This window comes from Streptomyces sp. NPDC000594, assembly GCF_040299965.1.
In the GTDB taxonomy this organism is placed as follows: Bacteria; Actinomycetota; Actinomycetes; order Streptomycetales; family Streptomycetaceae; genus Streptomyces.
In genome coordinates, this window is sequence record NZ_JBEPCY010000039.1 from 59,907 (window position 1) to 82,719 (window position 22,813).

The following is a 22,813-nucleotide window of genomic DNA, read 5'->3' on the forward strand; positions in this document are numbered from 1 at the left end:
GGTACGGAGCAGCCGTGGCAAGGAGTGTGTGAGCGAGGTCGTCCACCCCGGCCGGGGCAGTATGCGGCTCATGCGGACACGTGACGAGACCGTCTATCTGAAAATGAGCAAGGCTCTGCTCAGGGCAGTCGGCCGGGACAGCCGGGACCCTGGGCGGGTGGAGGCGGATGTGGAGCTGTTCGGGGATCGCTGGACCGAGGCCGTACCGTCCGCGCCCGCCGTCCAGAGGGGTATTCACATGTGTGAGGTCTGGAAGCAGCTCCCCACGGAACTGGACGAGGGGGAGGAGATACCGGAGGGCGAACTGGTATCCCAGAACGGGCGGCGGCTCTGGGCTTTCACCGAACGGACGGGGGACACGGCCAGCAGCCTTTACATCACCGCCGGGGAACCGGCGACGGTTCACAAGTTCCGTGTGACCGGCGGCGAATTTCCCTTCACCGCTGTCTTCTCCGATTACGGCGGACCGGTCGGGGCGTCCCATCCGCCGGCGGAAGACGCCCTCACCAGGGAAGAGCTTCAGGCGGCGTACCGGCAGCGCGGCACTACCGGCTGATCCCGCAGCACAAGGCCGTGCTGCGGGGTCATGTGATGTGTGGCGTTCCCCTGTGCCGGGGTGGTCGCCGGCCCGGTGTCCGAGATGGGCGAGGTGGACGGTGGTGGCCCTGAAGTACGGGGCCTCCCGCAGTCTGGTGAACCGGGCGATGAGCGTCCCGGAGGCCGAGGGACTGGTGCGTCCCCGGCAGGGGCGCGGCGAGGGCCCTCCTGGCCGATCTGGGGTTCGAGCAGACCCAGCTTGCCGAGCTGACCGGTCGGGCACCTCTGCTGTCAGGGCTGCCAGGACAGTGCCGTCAGCAGGATCACGACGGTCACGAGACCGGTCGCGATCAGCACCGGCCGGCGGGTACGGCCCGGTCCGGCGGCGACGGCGGACAGCGCGATGGTGAACACCACGAGCAGGACCCACACGCCGAGCCACCCTGTCGTCGCGGTGGACGCACCCACGGCCTGGGAGGCCCAGGTGACCGTGCGGCCCAGCACCACGCAGGCGACTGCGGTCAGCAGTGACCAGGTGACACGGGCGGACCTCTTCGCGACGGGGTCGGTGCTGTCGAAATCGCGGTGCAGACGGGCCCACAGCCCCAGCCAGCGGCGGTGCATCCAGGAAGTCACCAGGCCAGTGTGCCGACCCACCGCACCCATCCGCGTACGGTTCCCCGAACTACCCGGATATCCACCCCCGGCGCGCCGTACGAACCCCTGGCGGCAAAGCACGGGAAGGCCCAGCATTCCCGCTGGCCGAGGCCGACCGGGCCATCCCGGGGCAGCGGACCACCTGGCCGAACGTCCCAGGGCCGCCGCTTTCGGCTGCACCCTTGCTGCGGCGCCGGCTGTCCCAGGGCATCGAGGGCCCCGTCGAGGGCGTACCCGTCCGGGCCGAGGCCCTGGCCCCGGAGTGCGGTGACCCGTTGCCGCACCACCCCAGCCACAGTGATCCAGGCACATTCTCCGGCTTCTTCTGCCTCTACGGACACTGCTCCACCCCGGCCCGCGCCGGTGCCGCCGCGACCGGGCGGCCACAGGCCATCAACCCCTTCTCCTGCTGTCCCGGTATCGAGAGCGCCCACGAGAAGGGCGGGGGCGAGGGCCAGATCGGCTACTACCGTCGCAACCACTTCGTTCCCGTTCCCGAGGCCGGCTCGCTGACCGAGCTGAACGCCTTGGGCGTCCTGAACCGGTTCGGCCGGCTGCTGGAGCCCCTCGACAGCCCGTTGCCCGAGGTCGGACTCGCCGCCGCCCTGCTCGCGGCCGAGAGGTCCGGGCCGCCGTACCCGGCCGAACTGGTCGAGATCTTCGCCAAGGACGGTGCCGACCCGGACCCGGGAGACGACGATTTCCCATGGCTGGCGACCATCACTCCGGAGCAGCACCTCGCCCGTCTCCTCGCCCGCGAAGGCTCATGGTGCAGGCCGGTGTGCTCATGGCCGACCGGGGCCGGACGACAGCACTGTCGTAACCGCTCACCCCGTAGCGATGATGTCCACCGCTGCGAGGATGTACTTCATGGTCAGCGTCGAGGAGTGGATCCAGGCCCGCAGGGGCCTGCGGTTGGGGCAGAGGCTTTCAGGGACGGTGGCGGCGGTCCCGAACCCGGGCGTGACGGGGATCTTCGTTGACATCGGCCTTCCGGTCGGAGGCTTTGTCGACGTGCTGCTGCTTCCGTCCGCCGTGGAGCGCTGGCCCGAGGTGGGGACCGTGGCGGAGTTCGAGGTCTGGTGGGCCGATGCACACCCGCAGGTGCGGCTCAAGCCCGTGGAGCGCCGGTTCCTGCGGGAGGACTTCGACGCATGGCTCGCCCGGTGGCGGCCGGGCTGGCCTGAGAACGTACCCGTGGATCAGGCGTGGGTCGAGGCTGCGGCGGCGGTCCGGCGCGATGCCGGTGAGGTCGAGGAGACGCTGCGGGCGGCCGGATGGCATCCGGGGCGCCGCGTTCCGGTTCAGCGGTGGCGCGAGATGCTGGAGGCCACGGGGCTGGTCCGGATGCATGAGGCCGCCGAACGCTTCTTGACCGAGTTCGGCGGCCTGGACGTACGGACCAGCGGGCCGGGCATCACCTGCGCACGGGCGCCCTTCACCTTTGATCCCGAACTCGCGGTGGGCGAAGAGGATCGATTCGCCGACTGGGGAGCGACGCTCGGGCGGGACATCTTCCCCATCGGTGAGCTGGAAGAGGGCCGGTTCCTCCTCGGTATCGACGAGACCAGCGAGATCTATCTGGTCGAGGCCTGGGTGGCGACGTTCGGCCCGGCCCGGGAGGCACTGGAGAAGATCGTCCTGGGCATCGCTCCTCGGCGTATCGATTGAGGTGAGACGCCTGACGGGTCAGGTATCGGCGCTCCAACACATGCCCGTGGCGCCTCGCCCGTGGATCAGCGACGACGTCGGCGCGCTCCCACCGTCCGCTGTCGGACGACATGGGCAAGGTCGCGATCGGTCCGGGCACCTGCGCGGCGGGCGTAAACCCGGAGGCGGTACGGGGAAGGGTGCGGAACAATCTCCAGGTGATCGTGATGCAGCCGGTGCTGGAGACCCACCCGTCCGACTTCGACCTCTGGCCGGTCGCCGGAGTGGACCGGCACGGCTATCTGACGCTCAGCGGCGAGCTCGGTCCAGCGGAGATCGGGACGGCCGTGATGGGCATCGCCGCCTGCAACGACATCGATCCCGTACAGGATGACCGCCCGCCCCGGCCTGCGGACCCGCTCGGGTCGTTCCTTCATGGACTTCTGACCTTCGACGCTCCGTTCGCGGCCGGAGGCATGCGGGTCACGGACCGCCGCAAGGGAATCGTCTTCCTGCCCGGGTGCTGCAACGGGCTGGAGGAGTGGCGCGCCTGGAGTGACGTCACCGACGGCATCGGCCATGCGTCCTTCGGGCACGACCCCGACCCCATGGCCGAGCGGGTGGGCGATACGGTCCGGCTGACCGTCGATGTCGAGCAGCGCGACAGCCCGGTGATCGAGCTGTCCGTGCGGGAACTCCGCGACCTGATGGACAGCGCCGAACGCGACCTGACCCGATTTCTGTCCGTGGCCTCCGACTGGGTGGCACAGCACCTGCCCCACCACATCACTCCCGTGACCAGCGCTCTCGCACATGCCCTCGCGATGCCGGTGACGGCTGTGCTCGACCAGCCGTAGGCGAACGGCGGTTCGGTACGGGCAGCAGGACAGAAAGCCCGGCCGACCGTACGGGCGTCTTGGTGACGTGGTGGTGGTCAATGGAGCCGCACCCCTATGGCCGCCCCGCCGTGCTGTCTCGGAGGAGCCGGTCCGGCACCGCGTCACAGACCTCGATGAAACCGGCTTCCACGAACAATGCCGTCGACGAGGGTGAGCCGGGACCGTAGCCTCTCGATGTGCCCACACCTCGAAACCTCGACTCCTGGCAGCAGGTGGATTCCCGAGCGGATTTCTCCTCTTACCTCCGCTTCCTGGCCTTCGACTGCGAGCGTGCCCAGGGCGGCGAGGGCTCCGGGGCGCCCGCAGCCCTGGACTGGACCCACCGGAGCATCGACGGTTTCCTGTGGGGCTGGGTGCGCCTGCTGGGCAGCCGCGCCGACGGCACCGACCTGCTGCACGAGGAAGCCCCCGGCCGACCCGGCTGGCGCGGACTGGCCCATCAGCTCGACCGGGTCCGCACGACCCCGCCCGGGTACAACTGCGTACTCGCCGACTCCGGCACCCGGCACGAAGAGGTCGACACCCCAAGGGACCTGAGCATGTACGCCGCGACGCTCGCCATGGACTTCGCCCGGGACCGACGCGAAATGCAGGAGAGAGCCGAACGCGGCGCATGGGCCGGCGACGGAGGCACCTGGGCCCACGGCACCCTCCACGACTGGCTCGCCTCCTGGGCCTCCTGGGTGGGCGCCGACTCGCCACGCCATGCCCAACTCTCACCGGTCACCTGGCGCTCCGTCGCCCTGCAACTCTCGGTCGCGCGCATCTACGAGTAGCACCGGCCGGACCGGATCACCCGGGACCGGGACCGGTTTGAGCACCCTCGCCGAAGCCGTCGTCACTCTGGTTGAGGATCTACCTGTCCGGTATGACTGTTCGTCCTCCGCTCGGCGGCATCCGTGCAGGGTGGGGACGGCCGGGCCGTGGCGCCTGCGCCGTCGGTGATGTCAGTGGCGGCTGCGATGCTGCCGGCATGACCCCTTGGAACCTGCTTGATCTCGACAGGGCCCTGCGTGCCGGCTGGGCCGCCGACATCTGCTCGCCCGACGACCGGGCCGACTGGCAGCCGGACAACCCGGCCTGGGGACACTGCGACATCACCGCCTTGATCGTCAACGATGTCTTCGGCGGTGATCTCATGGTCGGCGAGGTGCATTGTGACGGGACCCAGCACGGTTTCCACTGGTGGAACCGGCTGCCCAGCGGTGTGGAACTCGACCTGACCCGCGAGCAGTTCCGGCGCGGGCAGACGATCACGTCCGCTCGTGTCGTCGTACGGCCGCCGGGCCCGCTGCCCCGCCGCTGGGAGGAGTACCTCCTGCTCCGTGAGCGTGTGATCAAGCACCTTGGTCCGCTTCCGGAGCCCGTCTGAGGAGACGACGGTCAGCCGGCCCCGGGCTCTCCGCCCAGGAGTCGCGCAGGTCGGCCGGAGGTCCCGTCGTGGTCGTTCAGTTGCCTGGCCCAGGGTCGCCCGCATGGCCGAGCCTCCTTTCTGGCCACCGTCCGCGAGTCGTACGACACCATCGCCGCCGATGACGTCGAACGCGTGCCGCCTCCGGCCGAGATGGAGCCGCTGTCACGCGCGATGCCGACGGTGTTCGCCGAGTTCCACCGCACGCTCGCGCCCGGCGGACGGGCCCGCTCGTCCGCCGGTGCGATGAGGGGCCACCGCGACCGCCCGGCCCTGCGGCCGTTGACGGGCGGGACCATGGCGTGGGCGACGTCGCCTAGGGAGTTTCTTTCGGATCAGGCTGGATCAGGGAGCGGGGTCTGGTGACGTGCATCGCAAGGCGGAGGATTGAGCCACTGCGGTGGGGGTACCTCCCGGGCCCGCCAGGGCCCAGGGGGCCATTGGTGATTGACGACAACGCGGCGAGGTGCGGTGCCAGGGCACGCGAGCCCAGCAAGATCCGAAAGAGACGACCTAGGACTTCGAGGGTGTCGACACAGAGCCGCGCGGTGGTCGCGGTGGTGTGGGGGAGGAGATGGCCCGGAACCGGGCGGTTGTCCGGGCGGCGTCGTCCGGGACGGGGGCGGCGTCAAGGTACTGGTCCACAGGGATTGGGCGTCGGGCGCGGGGTAGGCGAGGCGGTGCTCACCAGCGCCCGGTATCCGTGAGTTATCGGTTTCTCCGAGTACAGCTACTGATCGATGGCGACGTGAACCCCGCGCAGATGCAACCGGGTCTTGAGGAACTCCATCTCCGACAAGGTTCCCACCAGGCCATCGTGGCTCAGCTCCCCAGCCAGCTCACGAGCGCGCGACAACGAGGCCGCTGAGATCTCCCGAAGGACCTTCAAGACCGGCACGAGATCGGGAACCGGACCGACCAGCCGGAGCCTGACAGGGCCGTGCGCTGCGAGTAGGGCCTCCCGGACATCAGCAGGCGCTGGTCCCCGGCCGGCGTGTTCGCACAAGCTGGTGCCGCAGGACCCGCAAGAGAACTCCGAGTCCCACCACAAATCATCGTGAAGGATGAACTGGTTCACCTGTCGGACTGCTGCGCTGCCGCACGCGCATCGCGATGTGATCTCCGCTGTCTGACCAGTCACCCGGGCTCCCCTATGTTCCACTCCTGCGGAAGTTCCCCGCCGCCATCGACGACGAAGGTGAAGGGCTGGGCCGGCTCCTTCAGGGGCAGCGCGGAGACCCACTCGTCCAAGTCCGCTGACGATCGGATGCTCCGACCCTCACTACCCGCCCGGACGAGCACCTTCAGCTCCGCCGGACCCACCTACCGATAACTCTGCCCCCACGTTCCCACGCGGACCAATCCAGTGGCTCGCGCAGCCAGTACCTGGGGGGCTATCGGCTCACGACGCCGGGCACTCAACCGGCCAGATCAGGAGGCTCACTGGACAGTGAGCGCGCTGAGCCACACGCGCACGCCGGAGCGTCCGGTGGTGTGCTGTATGGGGACGTCGACCTTGCAGTAGGGCAGGGCGGCCATCGCCACCTCCCTTCCGGTGGGTGGCAGGTCGCGCAGGACGAGCGAGGGCCCGGCCGCGTCGTTCGGAACGTACCGCAGATGGCGGCCGGGTGGGTGGGATCGGTGGCCACTCCCCGTACGGTCACCTTCCCGTCGCCGTCATTGCGCGTGCGATCACGGGCTGGGGCCGCATAGCCTGGAGAGGGTGTGTGACGCCCTGTCCCTCTGTGGTCCGGACGGTCCCGTCCGGCCTGGGCGCGATGGCTGTCGGCCTGGTCACGGTGGTGTGCAGCCCGAAGGCACGGGGTCAGCAGGAATCACGTCGTCCCTGGCACCGTCGAGGACCTTACCGGGATGCCGCTGCCGAGCCGCGAAGGCGATCGGGATCGTCGCCCTCATCGAGCGGGCGTCCGTCGAGCCGATGGCCGCGTCGGAGGAGCCGGTAGCCGACACTCGTGAGCACCGTCGGCCGAGGGAGTGGTAACCGTGCACGAGATGCCCGCCCCGGAGCGGCGAGCCCCGAAGAAGCGAGCCGCGAAGAGGGCCCCGGCCGACAAGGCGGCGCCGTCGCGGCGCCGAAAACCCGCCCGAAGACGAGGCAACTGATCATGGCAGCGAAGCAGACCGTCTACCACGTCCAGCGATCCACGGCACGGGCGACCGCGGCGGGGGTGCGCTGGGAGGTCGAAGGCCGGGAAGGACGCCGGGTACTGCGCGAGCCGCACCATACGCAGAAGGGCGCCCTGCACGCCGCCCGCGAGCGGGCGAAGGAACACACTCCCGCCCAGGTCGTCGTCCATGCCGCGGACGGCCATGTCCGCAGCGCCTACACCTACGGCTCCCCCGGGACGTCCCGCGGCGGGCGGGGCCGCCGGGCAGGATCACCCGGCGGCGTCTACTAGGGTCTGCCCGACGGCTCCTGGACGGGGGCGGGGGACGGAGCCGGATAACGATGGCGGCGCCGGGGTCTTCGAACGGACCCGCCCCCCGGGTCGATGGGGCCGTTGCCCGGAGAACGCGCGGATCAGCGGATGACCTCGCCGCGTGCCTTCAGCCGCTACGAAGGGCCCCGGACCACCATGAGTACCGGGACGCCGCCGGGGCGAGGCCACGGCCCGTACCGGCCACGTGAACAACGAACGAGCGGCCCTTCCCGACATCGGTCAGGTGCCCACCCGTCCGCGGCCGCCGTCAGACAGTTCGCCCGTCCGCCGCGACCGCCAGAAGGTCGTCCCGGCGGTCGGCGTCGATGTCGGCGAGGCGCCTGGAGGAGCCCTGGACATCGGCACCGGAGGCGATCTGCCCGGCACTGGTCCAGCCGGCCGTGCCCGTGCCGCCCTTGTTCAGCCACGCTCGCACGGCACCCGCCGCGTCGACCGTGAGGCAGTCGGCGTACCCGTCGCCGTTGACGTCGACCTGGTAGTCACCGAGACCGGCGCGCGGGGCGCCGGGTGCACCGTCACCTGCTCGCTGATTCAGCCGTCGCGGGCGGCCGTGTCGATGCCCCCGGCGAAGGCGGCGGCCGTCTTGGTGTGGCCCGCGTTGTCCGGGTGCGGCCGGTCGTTGATGTCGGCGTTGGTCAGCGCGCCCATGCTGACGAGTGCGACCTTGTGCTTCTTGTCCTGCCGGGCCTTGACGATCCCGGGGAGCTGCGCGTTGTACGTGTCGATGTGGGCCTGCACGACCGGTGAGGTGGACGGGACGAGCGTGGCCAGGACGACGGTGGTCTGCGGCGAGGCCGCGTGTATCTGGTCGAGGAGGGTGGCGAGCCTGGCCGGTGCGGACGCGACCGCGTTGTTCCGGCCCATGTCGTTGGTGCCGATGTGGAGCAGTACGACATCGGGCTTGGCCGCCTCCGCTGTCGTAGAAGGTCACCGGTTCGTACGCCCAGGGCACTCGGAGGTGGTCGAAGAACACCGACCAGCGGGCGTGGAGTTCCGTACGGAACTCCACTCGATCACCTCGTACGCCATGTGCCGCTCCCTGTCGGTGCCTCCGGTCTGTTGCCGGGCCGCACCTTCCATCCGGCAGGACGAGCACCGATACGCGCCGTCACCGATTCGGCCCATCGGTGTCCCCCCCCGGGCGGGGTACGGCACTTGGCTGTCGGTGCCAGGACGTAGCGTGTGCCCACGATGTACACGTCCACGCCGCCGGTTCCGGCGGAACAGATCCGGCAACTGCCCACCCGGGACGTTGCGCTCCTCCTTCTGAAGCACCTCGCCGCCGGCACTGGATTCCCGCAGTACCGAGGAACGATGGGCTCGGCCCGCCAGGCGTTCCAGGACGAGCCGGACACCGAGGTACTCGTCGACCGCCTCTCCGATGCCTGGGCCTGACTGGAGGCACAGGCGCTGCTGTCCCGGGTGCCCAGCCGGCCTCGACCCCGGCCGGGCCTCCGACGCGGTCCTCGCCGACGCCCTGGGTCTGGGTGATCCCTGGACCTGCGGGTTTGCAGTACGGCCCGCTGACCCGGTCCTCCAGGCGACGCTCAGCTTCGACTTCGCCTCCCATGTGCTGACCCAGTGCTGCCCGGAGTGGCGGCTCAGCCGCGCCGGCGTCCTGCGCTGGTTCCGGGACGCCCGGGGACGACACTGAACGGGTCGAACCGGAAGGAAGCCCGATGAGTGGCCCGACCCCCGAGCAGGCGGCACCGGACCAGCCGGTGCTCCCGACCCGCTCGCCCTACGAGCGCGCACGGACGAAGACCCGTAGGGCCTCGGCGCCCTGAAGACCGCCCTCGCCCCCTGGCGCCGGGATCGACAACGGTGTCTCGCTCGACGTCGTCATGGGTGACCACGACCCCGACGGGGACCGGAACGTGCGCCGGACCGTCATCGCCGATGGGGTTCCGGTCGACCACCCGACCCCTTCGCGCCAAGGTGCGCACTCTCGGCCGGCCCACCGCCCTGTTGCAACGCCGCGCCGCCAGGTCGGTGGCGCCGCTGGGCCAATGGAGTTGCCTCGCCCGGACGGCTCTCCCGGTTGGGTAGGCATTCCGCATGCGGATCGGGGTACCCGGGCGAACTACATGGTGCAGAGGTGTCCACCAGCGAGAAGGGGTGCCCATGCTGGGACCGCGGCCCACCGGGGCCGAACCGGTCAGGCCCGCCGACGGCCCGCTCACGGCCCGCGACGCGGCACGGGCCGCGGAAGCGGAACTCGGGCGCGTCCTTGACGAGGCGCTGGAACGGGCCCGCGCCACGGACCCGGTGTTCGCCCGTGACATCGCCGAACGCGTGACCGCCCTGGTCCTCTGCGGCGGCAAGCGGCTGCGCACGTCGTTCGCGTGGTGCGGATGGCGGGCGGCCGGCGGGGCGGGAGACCTCGCGGCTCTGCTGCGTACGGGCGCCGCCCTGGAACTCGTCCAGGCATGCGCTCTCATCCACGACGACGTGATGGACGACTCGGCCCTGCGCCGGGGCGCGCCGTCCGTCCATGTGGAACTCGCCCGGATGCACGAGTCCGGGCATATGACCGGCCCGCCCGGCGCCTTCGCGGCCTCCGCGGCCGTACTCGCCGGGGACCTCGCCCTGGTCTGGGCGGACGATCTGCTGACCGAGACGGCGCTCGGCTCGCCGCACGGGCCGCGACTGCACCGCGAGTGGCAGGAGATGCGCGGCGAGATGGTCGCCGGGCAGTACCGTGACCTCCACGCTCAGGCCACCGGGGCCCTGGCGGTCGAGGACGCGGTCACCATCGCCACCCTCAAGAGCGCCCTGTACACCGTCGGACGTCCCCTCGCGCTGGGCGGCATCCTGGCCGACGCCGATGCCTCCGTCCTGGAGGCGCTGCGTTCCGCCGGACGCTGTGCCGGCCTCGCCTTCCAGCTCCGCGACGACATCATCGGAGCCTTCGGCGACCCCGACCTGACGGGGAAGCCGGCCGGCGACGACCTGCGGACCCGTAAACCCACCTATCTGCTCGCCGCCGGAGCCCGGCTGGCCGACGCCCTCGGCGACCGGGAGTCCGCGAACATCCTCGTCCCGGGTGAACCCCCGGGACCCGGCACCGTACGACTGATGCGCGCAGCCCTGGAACGTATCGGGGCGCGTGCCGCCGTCGAGGCCGAGATCACGCAACTGGCCGACGCGAGCCTGAGGCACTTCGCCCGGACCGGCGCGGAGCCCACCGTCCGGCGGGAGTTCGAGGCCCTGGTCGAGCGGGCGGCCGGGCTCGCGCCGCGCCGTGCCGGGGAGGCCGCGTGAGGACAGTACCGGGACCGGCCGATCATGTGGTCGTGGTGGGAGCCGGGCTCTCCGGACTCGCCTGTGCGCTGCACCTGCTGGGCGCGGGCCGCCGGGTGACCGTCGTCGAACGGGACGGCGGGCCCGGCGGTCTGGCGGGCCGCGTACGACTGGGCGGCTACGAGATCGACACGGGGCCGACGGTCCTGACCATGCCGCATCTGGCCGACGAGGCGTTCGCCGCCGTGGGGGACAGCCTCGCGAGGCATGTCGCGCTCACGCCCCTGCACCCCGCCTACCGCGCCTGCTTCGCGGACGGGACCGCACTCGACGTCCACACCGACGGCGCGGCGATGGAGGACGAGGTCAGAAGGTTCGCGGGGCCGGCCGAGGCAGCCGGATACCGCGCCCTGCGCACCTGGCTGGAACGGCTGTACCGGGCCCAGATGAGGCGGTTCATCGACACAAACTTCGACTCCCCCCTCCAACTGCTCCACCCGGACCTGGCGCGGCTGGCGGCGCTGGGCGGCTTCGGCCGGCTGGAGGGGCGCATCGGCCGCTTCCTCGCGGACCCCCGGCTGCGCCGTGTCTTCTCCTTCCAGGCCCTGTACGCCGGAGTCGCCCCCGCCAGGGCCCTGGCGGCCTACGCGGTGATCGCCTACATGGACACCGTGGCCGGTGTCTGGTTCCCCAGAGGAGGCATGCACGCCCTGCCGCGCGGGATGGCCGCCGCCGCGGCCCGGGCCGGCGCGGACCTGCGCTGGTCGGCCGAGGTCACCGCCCTGGAACAGTCGGGGGACCGGGTCCGCGCGGTACGCCTGGCCTCCGGCGAACGCATTCCCTGTGACGCCGTGGTGCTGACGTGCGGCCTGCCCGCGGCGTACGGACTCCTGGGCCGTGCCCCCAGACGGCCGGTCCGACTGCGCCATTCCCCCTCCGCCGTCGTCCTGCACGCCGGGACCGACCGTACCTGGCCCGGTCTCGCCCACCACACCCTGTCCTTCGGCGCCGCCTGGGAGGACACCTTCGAGGAACTGACCCGCTCGGGGCGGCTGATGAGCGACCCGTCGCTGCTGATCACTCGCCCTACCACGCACGACCCCGGCCTGGCGCCGCCCGGCGGGCACCTGCACTACGTCCTGGCGCCCTGCCCGAACACCGACGTGGGACCCTCCGGCCCGCAGTGGCGCGATCTGGGGCCACGCTACCGCGACAGCCTGGTCGCCGAACTGGAGCGCCGCGGCCTGGACGGGTTCGCCGCCAGCATCCGCCAGGAACTCCTGGTGACGCCCCTGGACTGGACCGCTCAGGGACTTGCGGGAGGCAGCCCCTTCTCGGTCTCCCACACCTTCGCCCAGACCGGCCCCTTCCGCCCCCGCAACCTGGTGCGCGGCGTGGACAACGTGGTGCTGGCGGGCAGCGGCACCACCCCCGGTGTCGGCATCCCGACGGTGCTCATCAGCGGAAAACTCGCCGCCGCGCGCGTGACCGGACCGCCCCGGACCCCGCACCCGTACGCCCGTCCGGCACCACAGGCCGCCAGGACCGCCGCACCGATCGCACGGGCCGATCGCGAATCCGCCGCGGAGGCCGCCCGTGACCCGTCGTGAACTGGACGCCGCCGGTGTCACCGACCCCGCCCTGCGTGCCGCCTACGAGCGCTGCCGGCTGCTCAACGCCCGCCACGGCAGAAGCTACTTCCTGGCCACCCGGCTCCTCCCGGTGGAGCGTCGGCCCGCCGTGCACGCGCTGTACGGCTTCGCCCGCCGGGCGGACGACATCGTGGACGACCACGACGGGCACCGGACAGCCGGTGAACGTGACCGGCTGCTGCGCCGTCTGGAGGGCGACCTCGCGCACGGGCTGCGGACCGGCGGGGGCGACGACCCCGTGGTCAGGGCCGTCGTGGCCACCGCCGACCGGTACGGCATCGAGCACACCCTGTTCGCGGACTTCCTGGCCTCCATGCGCAGCGACCTGCACATCACGGACTATCCGACCTACGCCGACCTGCGCACCTACATGCACGGTTCGGCCGCCGTGATCGGTCTCCAGATGCTGCCCGTGCTGGGCACGGTCGTGGACCGCGACGAGGCGGCGCCGCACGCGGCCGCCCTCGGCATCGCCTTCCAGCTCACCAACTTCCTGCGGGACGTGGGTGAAGACCTTGACCGCGGCCGCGTCTATCTGCCGACGGATCTGCTCTCGGCCCACGGTGTGGACCGGCCGCTGCTGGAGTGGAGCCGCCGCACCGGCCGCACCGACCCGCGCATCCGCTCGGCCCTGGTCGCCGCGGAAGCCCTGACGAGAGGGGTGTACCGCATGGCACAACCGGGTATCGCCATGCTCGACCCGCAGACGCGTCCGTGCATCCGCACCGCCTTCGCCCTCTACGCCGGCATCCTCGACGCCATCGCACGACAGGGGTACGCCGTGGTACATCGCCGCGCCGTGGTCTCCCGCCGCCGGCGCGCGACCAGGGCCGCCACCGGAGTCCTGCAGATCGCCCTCGCCCGCCTGAGCGCCGGTGCCCGTACCGGGACGCCGGGCACGGGCGACGCCATGTCCCAGCGGAAGGGGTCCGTGACATGAGCGACCGGGCGCGCCGAAGGCCCTGGTCACCACCTCTGCGGCGGCGCCGCCGGTCCACCTGGGCGAACCAGCCACCGACCTGGCGCGAGGCGCGCCCCACCGTGATCGCCGAAGCACTCAAGCGTGCTTCGGCACGACCCTCCGGCAACTGGTTCGTCGTCGGCGCCTCCCGCGACGTGCACCCCGGTGGCCGCCCCTGCGGCAGGACGGTGGGCGGCGTCGAGATCGTGCTGTGGCGGTCGGAGGACGGCGACCTGCGCGCCGGCCCCGGTGCCTGCCCTCACCTCGGAGCACCGCTGAGGGAAAGCCGGGTGGTGTGCGGCACGCTGGTGTGCCACTGGCATGGTCTGGCCCTGGACGGCGGGGCGGTCGGGGGATGGGAGCCGTACCCGGTCCACGACGACGGAGTCCTGGTGTGGGTCCGGCTGGACGCCATCGGCGGCGAGGAGCCTTCGGAACGGCCCCTGGTACCGGCGCGTCCCGCACCGGCCGGCGCGGTGGACGCCGTGTACACGGCGGTCGGACGGTGCGAGCCGCAGGACGTGGTCGCCAACCGGCTCGATCCGTGGCACGGCTCGTGGTTCCACCCGTATTCCTTCGTGGACCTCACGGTGGCCCGCCCACCCCTGGGCGAGGAGGACGATGCCTTCGTCGTCGACGTGTCCTTCCGGGTGACCAGCCGACTGGTGGTCCCCGTGCGGGCGGAATTCACCTCTCCCGGGCCCCGTACCGTGGTCATGCGCATCACGCGGGGCGAGGGGTCGACGTCCGTGGTGGAGACACACGCCACGCCGCTGACCCCGGCGTCGGACGCGCGGCCGAGGACCGCCGTGGTCGAGGCGGTCGTCGCCGCCTCGGACCGGCGGGGCTTCGCCCTGGCCCGCGCCGTGGCGCCGCTCCTCCGTCCCGTGATGCGCCGGACCTCGGCCAGGCTGTGGCACGACGACCTGGCCTACGCGCAGCGGCGATGGGAGCTGCGCAGCACGGGCCGGTTCCCGGGCTGAGCCCCGCCCGTTTTCCGGGGTGGCCCCCCGTCCGTTCACCGCGCCCCGGCCCCCGAGAGGGCCCGCAGGGCGCGTGAGCGGCCGGACCGGGGCACCGTCCACAGGGTCTGGCCCCGGACCCCCCAGTTCGCCAGCAGGACCCCGGCCGCCAGGAACCCCGTGGTGGCCGCGCGTTCCATCAGGGCGACGGGCAGGTCGCAGCGGATCGCGTCACCGGCCAGCACGACCCTCGGGTGGGAGGTCCGCACCGGGGGCCGCCGGGCGTGGGAACCCACAGGGAAGAAGGGGCAGTCGGAGCGCCACTCGTGCCGCGCGTCCACGATCCGTGCCGCACGCGTCTCCGGGTACACCCGGCCCAGACTCTCCATGAGACGGTTGCGCACACTCTCGGGCCGGGCGTCCTCTGCGAGGGCGTAGGCGTGCAGTTCGACCACCGAGCCGCCGCTGCGCGCGGCCCAGCGTGCGGCCTCCCCCTCGTAGCGGTCGAGGACGCTGACGTTGTCGAGGCCGCCGTAGCCGCTGGTGCCGAGGAATCCGGGCCGGTCGGCGCGGACCGGGCGGTCGAGCCAGAGCCGGGAGACGAGGAAGGGCGGGGCGGTCGTCACGGACGCGATGTCCGCGCGCCACTGTGGGGCCCCGAGGCCGGGTGACGCGGCCACGAGGTCGCGCAGCGCTCCGGGGTCGAGGGCGAGGACCAGGGCGTCGTACCGGTCCATGGCGCTGTCGGTACGTACCGTCACCCCCGCGGCGCCTTCGGGGTGGACGCCGCGCACCGGTGCTCCGGTGCGGATGTCCGTTCCCAGCCGCTGGAGGTAGTCGCCGAGGGGCTCCCACAGTGCCTGGGGGAAGGGCTCGGTCGGTACGTCGAAGAGCAGGCCCTCGGCGGAGCCGAGGAAGTAGATGTGGAACATCAGGAGCAGCTCGGCGGCCGACAGCTCCCCCGGGTCGGCGAAGAAGCTGCGTGAGAACACCTCGAAGGCCAGATGGTGCGCCGCCGGGGGGAAGCGGACCCCCTCCAGGAACGCCGTCGCGCTGATGTGGTCGAAGCGTTCGTAGACCTCGGGCACGCGGACGTCGAGGAGGGGCAGCGCCGCACGGACGTCCAGGGCGGCGAGGTCGCGCCAGCCGAAGGTCGGGCTGAGGGCGGCGAAGCCGAGCGCGCTGAACGGCGGTGTCCGTGGAACCCGCGCGAAACTGTCCCGCAGTCCGCCGCTGTGCCACAGCGGGTAGTCCGGCAGCGGGCGCAGCCGGTCCAGCCCGGGGTCGGTCCGCCGCAGCAGGCCGCGCAGGTTGTAGTACTGGCGGAAGAAGGCGTGGAATCCCCGGCTCATGGTGACCACGGACCCGTCGCCGAGGCGGGTGGGCCGGCCCGCGAGGCGTCCGCCGAGCGACTCCTCCCGCTCGTACAGGGTCACCCTGGCCCCCCGTTCGGCCAGCAGGGTCGCCGCCGCCAGGCCGGCGATGCCGCCGCCCGCCACGGCGACGGCCGGTGCGTCGCGGGGCGCGAAGCGCTCCCGGCCCCTCGGGGCCGGGAGGAGTTCCGCCCGGCGGTCGCGTCCCCGGCGGGCCGCCGGTCGGGAGCCGCTCACCGGGCGCCCTCCGGCCGCGGCGCCGCGGCCCCGGCAAGGGCCAGGAAGGTGTGGGCGATCCCCGTCTGCCAACCGGTGAGGGGGGTCGCGCGTACGCCGGTGAACCCCGCGCCCGCGAGGCGCGCTGTGAAGGCCGGCGCGGTGTCGAAGTCGAGGACGCTCCGCCACAGATGCCGGTAGAGGGCGCGGTCACCGGTCAGACTGCCCGCCGGGATGATCACGGCGCGGCAGACGGCCTCCCACAGGGCTCGGTGGAGGAGCGCACCGCTGAGGCTGTACTCGTGGACGGCGAGCCGACCGCCGGGCCGCAGCAGCGAACGGACGGCCCGCAGGACTCCGTCCGGGTCGGTGAGGTTGCGGAACAGATAGGCGGCGAAGACCGCGTCGTACGGCTCCTCCTCCCGCGTCGCCGCCTCCTCCGCCGTCAGGTGCCGAAAGCGCACACCGGCGGGCCACGGCTTGGCCAGCGCCCGGCGCAGCATCCCCGGCGAGGCGTCGACGGCCGTGATCCGGGCGCGCGGCCACGCCCGCAGCAGGGCCGCCGTCGAGGCACCGGTGCCGCAGCCGAGGTCCAGCACACGCGATCCGTCCCCCTCCCGGGGCAGCCGCAGCCGGCGTGCCGAACGGAGGAGGCCGGCGCGGTAGCCGGGGTTGAGGGCCGTGAGGCGGTCGTAGGTGGGCGCGGCGTGGTCGAAGGCCAGCACCAGGTCGTGGTCGCGCAGCAGGGTCATCGGCGACGTCCTTCGGGGCGGGGGTCGGTCGGGCGGCGGGGCAGGAAGGGGATTTCGACAGCGGTGCGGAGCATGGGGAGGAGTGGGGTCCGCAGGCCGATGCCCCACTCCTCCCGGACGGAGGTGCCGCCGTCGAGGAAGCGGAGCAGGCGCTCCGGCGGGACGCGGCGGAACAGATCGGTGAAGAACGCGGGGCCGTCGACCCTCCCGGTGTCCAGGGCACGCAGCAGGACGGCGTCCATGGCCAGGGCCCGCCGCCCATGGGGTGCGGGGGCGGTCGCGCGCCCGGCGTCCAGGGCCTCGGCGATGGCTCTGCTCTGCCGCTGTACGGCGGCGAAGGTGTATCCGGTCGCCGGGCGGGTCGCCCCGCCGGCCGTTCCGATGCGGAAGACGGAAGGTCCCGCGCGCCGGGTGAAGCGGGCGTCGGCCATGGGGATGCAGCCCTGCTCGGCCGACTCCACTGTCAGGGGGCCGAGTCCCAGCACGTCGCGGCTGTAGTGGGTCAGAGCCGTTTCGTACGCCTCGGTCGTCAGCGGTGTCCGGGAGAACTCCGTGTACTCCACGAGTGCGCGGTCGGGCGCCAGGGGCAGGACGTAGCCGAACGCGAGCCCGTGGCGCGGCTGGGGCACCCGGAAGTCCATCAGGTCCGCGACCGAGGGATCGAATCGTTCCGTATCGGTGCCCACGAACCAGCCGCGGAAGTGCTGGGTGAGCAGGGTTCTGGCCGGTGGCAGCACCCGCCGGGGGCGGGAGTCGAAGACGCTCCGGGCCCGGATCAGCAGCGTCCGGCCCTGTGGCGTCGTACAGCGGACCTCCGCGCCGCTCGCGGTGCTCCGTACGTCGTCCGCCGTGGCGCGCACGACGCGGACGCGGGGGGAGCGGGCCAGCCGGGAGTGGACCAGCCGTTCAAAGTCCCTGGACCTGACCATGCGGTAGCTCAGCGGGGCCGGCTCCACCGTCACCGCCCGGCCGTCGGTGCCGTGCACCCGCAGCCGGGACCAGGAGGCGCTGACCGCTTCGCCGAGGTCGTCCGTGTCCCGGTCCCAGTAGCACCAGGTCCGTTCGGCCGGCCGCAGGGGTCCCTCGGGGGCGTCCACCAGGGTGACGGTCAGGGACGCGGAGGCGCCGAGCCGGTGGGCGAGGCTGAGTCCCGCCGCGCCGCCCCCGATGACGGCTACATCACACGGGTCCCCGGACAGGCCGGGGTGCCCGTTCACGCCGCGCGCCGTTCGACGGCGCGGGCACGGGCACGGGCGTGGCGCACTCCCCGGCGGGACGTTTCGGCGGGCCGGTGACCGCCGGGACCCGGGACGGCGCCGGCCACCACCGGTATCCGCGCGCCGGTGTGCCGCACGGTCACTCCCCTTCGCCGGGCCCGGCCGCGGCTTCGGGCCCTCATCGTCCCGTCCGTCCGCCGGCCGCCCGCGGGCGCGGATTCCCGCCCCGTCGTCCCGTCGACAGCCCCGCCCGCTCACCGAGCAGTTCCCGGGCGGCGCGGGTACCGGAGGCCAGGGCGCCCTGCACGCTGCCGGTCGCACGGTGGTCCCCGCACACATACCGGCCCGGGGCCAGCCGGGTGGTCCGGCTGAGCGGCCACGGCGGCTCCATCGCGGGCAACGCCCCTTCGACGGTGTACGCGCCGATCTGGCGCCAGCCGCTCGTGTCGGTGCCGTACAGCTCGGCCAGGCGCCCCAGAACGGTCTCGCCCGCCCCGGGCCGGTCGGCCCCCAGCACGGAGGTGGAGACCAGCGCCCTGCCCGGTGGGCCGTACGTGGGAGTGACCGCGGTGGGCACACAGGTGTTCAGCACAACACCGGAGCCGTCCACCACCAGCAGGGGCTCGGTCAGCGGCGGGCGCGTCACGGCGTGGTAGTAGGTGGTGACCGTACGGCCGGGCGGGACCGCGAGGTCCGGGAGCAGACGTGCCGCGGCGGCTGCGTCCGTCGCCACCACGACGGCGGCCGCCGCCAGCTCACCGCCGCCCCGCAGGAGCACCCCGGTGGGGGTGATCGCCTCCACGGCCGTATCCAGCCGGAGCACTCCTTCGGGCAGGTCGCCCGCCAACTGGGCGGGCACCGCTCCGATGCCGTCGGCGGGCAGACAGAGCGTTCCCCTGACCATGCTCCGCCAGACCAGGTGGAAGAAACGGTCCGATGTCTCCAGCCGGTCCTCCAGGAACACCCCGGACAGGAAGGGCCGCAGGATCCCGGCGACCGTACGGTTCGTCACTCCGGCGCGCGCGAGGGCGGCGGCCGTGGTCCGGTCGGGACGGCTCTTGAGGAGGCGGGCGGGCAGCAGCACGTCCTTCGCGGTGAGCGCGGCGAGGGCGGCCAGGTCCCGGGCCGGCAGGACGCCGCCGGGCAGCAGCGTTCCCGCCGCCCCGGGGAGCCGGGTCGGATCGGCGAGGCGTACCGGGCCCGTCGGTGTGTGCGCGACGATGCCGGGAGCGAAGGGCCGCAACCGTAACCCCCGCAGGTCCAGGCGGCGCTTCACCTGCGGATACGAGGTGTTGAACACCTGGAAGCCCCGGTCCAGCAGAAAGCCTTCCCGCCGGTCCGTCCGCATCCGGCCGCCCACCCCGTCGGACGCCTCCAGCAGCGCCACCCGGCGCCCGGCGCGGCACAGATCCAGAGCACAGGCGAGACCCGCGAGACCCGCTCCGACGACGATGACATCAGGCCCAGCGCCGCGGTGACCGTTCACATCAGCTCCTCATTGAGCCGGACCGCCTCGGGGGCGGAGGCGGATACGCTCGCACACGTTCCCGCGCCCACCCCGTCGCATGCCCCCTTTTCGTCAGGGAGCCTCCGTTGGCGGTGTACTTGTCCGTGGCACGACCGTCGGGTGTGTGGAATGAGGTGTCCATCTCCGCCGGTGTCCAGCGTGGCTTCCGCATCCGATCCGGCACGCGCTTCTCCCCTGCTCCGTAGGATCCGTGTTCCGTGGCCGGGTTGCCCCGGCTCTGTATCTCCACCGCGACCAGGAGGGTTTGTCATGGCGCTCCCGCCCGAGGGCTGGCACAAGAGCACCTACAGCACCGAGTTCGAGGACGCTTGTGTGGAGGCCGCCCGGGCGGTCTCGCACGGCGTGCTGGTCCGCGACACCAAGGACCGCGGCCGCCGCCCGTTCACTGTCTCCTCACCCGCCTGGCACGCCTTCCTCGGAGCGCTCGGCACCGACGGCATGTGAGTACCGCTCAGGCGTTTCCGTGACTCCACGCACTGGGCACGAGCCCCGGCATGCGGTGGGTGATGCGGTGTTCGCCCTTGGTGCAGCCGCCGATGGGTCCGACGGAACTCCGCAGCTCCCGCAGGGCGGGGCCCAGGTGGTCGCGGTGCCAGGTACTCGGCCCGGTCCGGCCGCAGCCGGCCGGGCCGGCGCACTCCTGCCGGGCGAGCTGCCGGCGGAACGTGCCGGTCTCGGCCGCGCTCAACGGCCGGGCCCGTTCGCGGACCAGCGCCTCCGCCGCGCCGACCGGACGGTTCCACCGGGCGTCGGCACCGAGTTCGTTGGTGTGCACGGTGCGGCCGCCGCGGCGTACGACGGTCACCCGGTCGGCCAGCTGCCTGGCCTCGGGGCGGAGAGCCGGGGTGTGTTACGGGTGCAGCCGGTCGGCAGCAGCCGTGCGCCGTCACGGAGCCGGATGACCAGGTGGACGTCCCAGCCCAGGAGCCGGCCCAGGCCGTGGCCCTGGCCGCGCCCGGTCACACCGGGGATCGCCGTCCAGGGCACCACCCGGGTCTCTCCGATCCGCCGGTGGACCAGTCCGCCCTCGCGGAGGACAAAGGCCTCGGGACCGGGTCCGTTCGGGACCGGGCACGGCTCGCGGACCGGCTCCGCCCGGCTGCACCCCGCGCCGCCTCCGGACCGGGGAGAACGCGCACCCGGAGCCGGCCGGTGGAGCCGCTCCCCGACGGCTCCCTTCACGGCCCACGCCTCACCGGGCCCGCCACGACAGGTGCGTCACACCCACCGCCTTCCACCCGTCCCGTCGCCGGGGCCCTCTGTCACCAGGTCAGCAGAACATACCCGGGGCCGCCGGACCCGGCCGGCCCTCCGGCGGTGCCGGGGCCGCCGCCGCTGCCGGGGGCCTGGTCCGCCCCGTTGGGCCGGTCCCCGTCGCCTCCCCGGCCGCCCGCACCGCCGTCGCCGCCCGCGCCTCCCGCGCCGCCGACCCCCGTACCGGGGGGCGGAGCGATGGGGCTCGCGGGCGGTACGACCGCCGTACCGCCGCCTCCGCCCGTGCCGCCCCGGCCGCCGGGCCCACCGGGACCGCCCTGCCGGGGAGCCGCGTTGCCGCCCACATCGCCCTCCCGGCCGGTGCTCCCGGAGATGCCCGCACCGCCCGGATTCCCGCGCAGAGCTGTCACCCCCGTACCCGTACAACTGCCCGCCAAGGACGCCCCGCCGCCCTGCCCGGGACCCGCCGCCGGGCCGGGAACGCCCACGGCACCCCCGGCGCCGCCTGACTGACCGAGCTTTCCGTTCTCACCGCCACCCCCTCCGCCACCCCGGAAACCGCCTGCCGCCCCGGCGCCGGTCCGGCCGGCCCGTACCGTCACACGCTGGGATCCGGTGAGCACCTGCGTGAGGAATCCCGGCTGCGCGACCACTCCCGCCCCGCCCTGGGAGCCGGCGCCACCAGAGGCACCGCTGGTGAGGATGGTGCCGGCGGAACCGCCCGCGCCCCCGCCGCCCGCGCCCCCGCCGCCCCCTCCCCCTCCGCCACGGCCCACCGCGATGAACATGGCCGCGCCGGGCGTCACACGAAGGGTGCACCGGGTGAAACCACCGCTGCTCCCGGACCTGCCTCCCGCCGCCTTAAGGAGAGGCCCTCGCGGCGCTCCGGCCGGTGGTAGCAGCCGTGCCCGTTGGCCAGCCGGTACGGCGTCCCGACGAGGGCACCACTGACGTCGGCGAAGAGCGCGGCGTGGATCGCCTTGATCGGGCGGGGATGCGCCATGGCGTACGGAATCCCCGGGCGCCGCACCAGGATGCTGTGCTCCGGCCCGACGAGTGGCCGGGGACGCCGGTGCCGCCGTCGGATGTGCGCCCGTGGGCGATCAGGCATCGGGCTGTTCGGCCGCCGGCGCCCTGAGGCGTGGAGCCGGGCCGATCCCCACTCCGTGGCCGGGCCTGACCGACCTCGCCGAACAGGTCGACGGCACGGGACCGGCCACTACGACGATCGAGCGGTACGAGGCCTGGGGCCTCTCGCTGGATCTCACTGGGCTCGCGTGCGCCGCTCTCTCCCCTTTGAGTCCGGCGGCCCGGGGAGGCCCGATCCGGCGGGAGGCCCGATCCATACGAGAGGCCCTGGGTACCGGGTGCCCGGCACGCGTCAGCCGGGTGTCACCGGTACCCTCGGCGCGGTCAGCTGCCGGCGATGACCGAGGTGACCACGGTGGTGGTGACGATCGCCGTCAGCGCCTGCCGTGTGGCCTCGATGGCCTGCCGGACGGCGGGCGCCGCCCACTGGCCCTGTGCGAGCACTGCCATTCTGGATTCGACCTGGGACCGGTCGGCGTCGGGGAAGGCCAGCGGGGCCAGCTTCGCGCCGTGCAGCAGGGCGATCAGGCCCGCCGTCCGCGCGTCCGGGCTCCCGTCGTGCAGCACGGCGGCGTCGAGCCGCGCGCGCACCGCTGCCTCGACGGAGCCGTCGGCCTCGGGGTACCGGCGAACCGGGAAGAACCCCAGGACCTTCTTGGTTTCCTCGCGGACCAGGCCCTTGTCCAGCAGGCCCTGGCCCGCCGCGGCGACCGCGTCCTTCTTCAGGTGCTGGATCCAGGCGGTGACCTTGCCGGGCTTGTTCCAGCCGACGATGTCGGTGAGCGCGGTGTCCAGAGAGGGGTGGCCGACAGGGGCGGGGTCGGTCACCGAAACGCTGCCGTCGGGGTCCACCGTGATCCGGCCCGCGAGCACCAGCTCCACCAGGGTCGGCCCCGCGCCTTGCGGGGGGGTCCCCGGGCAGACGCCGGGGGGGCCGCGGTAGTCTAGAACCCCCCGCAGATAAAGAAGAACTCACCAAAAAGAGTGTA

The 22,813-nt window shown here is 72.9% G+C and carries 25 protein-coding genes; 13 read left to right on the plus strand and 12 right to left on the minus strand.

Annotation, left to right across the window (positions count from 1 at the left end; all coding sequences use genetic code 11):
• Positions 1-28 precede the first annotated feature (28 nt).
• Positions 29-556 carry a hypothetical protein gene (locus ABT354_RS32930; RefSeq protein ID WP_351500642.1) on the plus strand — a complete coding sequence of 176 codons (528 nt, stop codon included), beginning with the start codon at positions 29-31 and terminating at the stop codon, positions 554-556.
• 272 nt (positions 557-828) lie between these two features.
• Here ABT354_RS32930 and ABT354_RS32935 read toward each other — a convergent pair whose 3' ends face one another.
• Complete coding sequence (locus ABT354_RS32935) at positions 829-1,173, minus strand: hypothetical protein (protein WP_351500644.1); 345 nt, start codon at positions 1,171-1,173, stop codon at positions 829-831.
• A 203-nt stretch (positions 1,174-1,376) separates the two neighbouring features.
• Here ABT354_RS32935 and ABT354_RS32940 point away from each other — a divergent pair, with 203 nt between their 5' ends.
• From ABT354_RS32940 to ABT354_RS32965, 6 genes are all read left to right on the plus strand, one after another.
• Positions 1,377-2,177 (plus strand): hypothetical protein, encoded by an 801-nt coding sequence (locus ABT354_RS32940; RefSeq protein WP_351500696.1) that lies wholly within the window; start codon positions 1,377-1,379, stop codon positions 2,175-2,177.
• Positions 2,158-2,865: an SUKH-3 domain-containing protein gene (locus ABT354_RS32945; protein WP_351500646.1), complete on the plus strand. Its 708-nt coding sequence runs from the start codon at positions 2,158-2,160 to the stop codon at positions 2,863-2,865. Before ABT354_RS32940 ends, ABT354_RS32945 begins: the two co-directional genes overlap by 20 nt.
• A gap of 110 nt (positions 2,866-2,975) precedes the next feature.
• Positions 2,976-3,701, plus strand: a complete 726-nt coding sequence (locus ABT354_RS32950) for a hypothetical protein (protein ID WP_351500649.1) — start codon at positions 2,976-2,978, stop codon at positions 3,699-3,701.
• Positions 3,702-3,919: 218 nt separating this feature from the next.
• A complete protein-coding gene (locus ABT354_RS32955) occupies positions 3,920-4,519 on the plus strand; it encodes a hypothetical protein (protein WP_351500651.1) in 600 nt (199 codons plus the stop codon).
• A gap of 197 nt (positions 4,520-4,716) precedes the next feature.
• Complete coding sequence (locus ABT354_RS32960; RefSeq protein WP_351500653.1) at positions 4,717-5,115, plus strand: YunG family protein; 399 nt, start codon at positions 4,717-4,719, stop codon at positions 5,113-5,115.
• 2,165 nt (positions 5,116-7,280) lie between these two features.
• A complete protein-coding gene (locus ABT354_RS32965) occupies positions 7,281-7,574 on the plus strand; it encodes a DUF2188 domain-containing protein (RefSeq protein ID WP_351500655.1) in 294 nt (97 codons plus the stop codon).
• Positions 7,575-7,863: 289 nt separating this feature from the next.
• Here ABT354_RS32965 and ABT354_RS38140 read toward each other — a convergent pair whose 3' ends face one another.
• Both ABT354_RS38140 and ABT354_RS32975 read right to left on the minus strand, forming a co-directional pair.
• A complete protein-coding gene (locus ABT354_RS38140) occupies positions 7,864-8,031 on the minus strand; it encodes a hypothetical protein (protein WP_502983544.1) in 168 nt (55 codons plus the stop codon).
• Between the two features lie 116 nt (positions 8,032-8,147).
• Complete coding sequence (locus tag ABT354_RS32975) at positions 8,148-8,480, minus strand: SGNH/GDSL hydrolase family protein (protein ID WP_502983545.1); 333 nt, start codon at positions 8,478-8,480, stop codon at positions 8,148-8,150.
• 327 nt (positions 8,481-8,807) lie between these two features.
• Here ABT354_RS32975 and ABT354_RS32980 point away from each other — a divergent pair, with 327 nt between their 5' ends.
• The 5 genes from ABT354_RS32980 (at position 8,808) to ABT354_RS33000 (ending at position 14,455) form a co-directional block, all read left to right on the plus strand.
• Positions 8,808-9,011 (plus strand): hypothetical protein, encoded by a 204-nt coding sequence (locus tag ABT354_RS32980; protein ID WP_351500657.1) that lies wholly within the window; start codon positions 8,808-8,810, stop codon positions 9,009-9,011.
• A 729-nt stretch (positions 9,012-9,740) separates the two neighbouring features.
• On the plus strand, positions 9,741-10,880 hold the full coding sequence (locus tag ABT354_RS32985) for a polyprenyl synthetase family protein (RefSeq protein ID WP_351500659.1): 1,140 nt from the start codon (positions 9,741-9,743) through the stop codon (positions 10,878-10,880).
• Positions 10,877-12,469 carry a phytoene desaturase family protein gene (crtI, locus tag ABT354_RS32990; RefSeq protein WP_351500661.1) on the plus strand — a complete coding sequence of 531 codons (1,593 nt, stop codon included), beginning with the start codon at positions 10,877-10,879 and terminating at the stop codon, positions 12,467-12,469. The genes ABT354_RS32985 and crtI overlap by 4 nt, the downstream gene beginning before the upstream one ends.
• Positions 12,456-13,451 carry a phytoene/squalene synthase family protein gene (locus ABT354_RS32995; RefSeq protein WP_351500663.1) on the plus strand — a complete coding sequence of 332 codons (996 nt, stop codon included), beginning with the start codon at positions 12,456-12,458 and terminating at the stop codon, positions 13,449-13,451. Before crtI ends, ABT354_RS32995 begins: the two co-directional genes overlap by 14 nt.
• A complete protein-coding gene (locus ABT354_RS33000; RefSeq protein WP_351500665.1) occupies positions 13,448-14,455 on the plus strand; it encodes a DUF5914 domain-containing protein in 1,008 nt (335 codons plus the stop codon). Before ABT354_RS32995 ends, ABT354_RS33000 begins: the two co-directional genes overlap by 4 nt.
• 35 nt (positions 14,456-14,490) lie before the next feature.
• Here ABT354_RS33000 and ABT354_RS33005 read toward each other — a convergent pair whose 3' ends face one another.
• The 4 genes from ABT354_RS33005 to ABT354_RS33020 form a co-directional block, all read right to left on the minus strand.
• Positions 14,491-16,044, minus strand: a complete 1,554-nt coding sequence (locus ABT354_RS33005) for an FAD-dependent oxidoreductase (RefSeq protein ID WP_351500667.1) — start codon at positions 16,042-16,044, stop codon at positions 14,491-14,493.
• A complete protein-coding gene (locus ABT354_RS33010) occupies positions 16,041-16,775 on the minus strand; it encodes a class I SAM-dependent methyltransferase (RefSeq protein ID WP_351500670.1) in 735 nt (244 codons plus the stop codon). The genes ABT354_RS33005 and ABT354_RS33010 overlap by 4 nt, the downstream gene beginning before the upstream one ends.
• The gene (locus ABT354_RS33015; RefSeq protein ID WP_351500672.1) at positions 16,772-17,992 is read right to left on the minus strand and encodes a lycopene cyclase family protein; all 1,221 of its coding nucleotides are present in this window, start codon (positions 17,990-17,992) and stop codon (positions 16,772-16,774) included. Before ABT354_RS33015 ends, ABT354_RS33010 begins: the two co-directional genes overlap by 4 nt.
• A gap of 178 nt (positions 17,993-18,170) precedes the next feature.
• Entirely contained in the window at positions 18,171-19,478 is a 1,308-nt protein-coding gene (locus ABT354_RS33020) for an NAD(P)/FAD-dependent oxidoreductase (protein WP_351500674.1), read from the minus strand.
• A 291-nt stretch (positions 19,479-19,769) separates the two neighbouring features.
• Between ABT354_RS33020 and ABT354_RS33025 the strand changes: the two genes are divergently transcribed.
• A complete protein-coding gene (locus tag ABT354_RS33025; RefSeq protein ID WP_351500676.1) occupies positions 19,770-19,964 on the plus strand; it encodes a DUF397 domain-containing protein in 195 nt (64 codons plus the stop codon).
• Between the two features lie 7 nt (positions 19,965-19,971).
• On the opposite strand, the gene ABT354_RS33030 is transcribed toward ABT354_RS33025, so the two are convergent.
• From ABT354_RS33030 to ABT354_RS33050, 5 genes are all read right to left on the minus strand, one after another.
• On the minus strand, positions 19,972-20,325 hold the full coding sequence (locus ABT354_RS33030) for a DUF4913 domain-containing protein (protein ID WP_351500678.1): 354 nt from the start codon (positions 20,323-20,325) through the stop codon (positions 19,972-19,974).
• Complete coding sequence (locus tag ABT354_RS33035) at positions 20,322-20,702, minus strand: hypothetical protein (protein ID WP_351500680.1); 381 nt, start codon at positions 20,700-20,702, stop codon at positions 20,322-20,324. The genes ABT354_RS33030 and ABT354_RS33035 overlap by 4 nt, the downstream gene beginning before the upstream one ends.
• 80 nt (positions 20,703-20,782) lie before the next feature.
• Positions 20,783-21,145: a hypothetical protein gene (locus ABT354_RS33040; protein WP_351500682.1), complete on the minus strand. Its 363-nt coding sequence runs from the start codon at positions 21,143-21,145 to the stop codon at positions 20,783-20,785.
• A gap of 392 nt (positions 21,146-21,537) precedes the next feature.
• A complete protein-coding gene (locus ABT354_RS33045) occupies positions 21,538-21,738 on the minus strand; it encodes a hypothetical protein (protein WP_351500684.1) in 201 nt (66 codons plus the stop codon).
• Positions 21,739-22,148: 410 nt separating this feature from the next.
• On the minus strand, positions 22,149-22,784 hold the full coding sequence (locus ABT354_RS33050) for a GOLPH3/VPS74 family protein (protein WP_351500694.1): 636 nt from the start codon (positions 22,782-22,784) through the stop codon (positions 22,149-22,151).
• Positions 22,785-22,813: the final 29 nt, after the last annotated feature.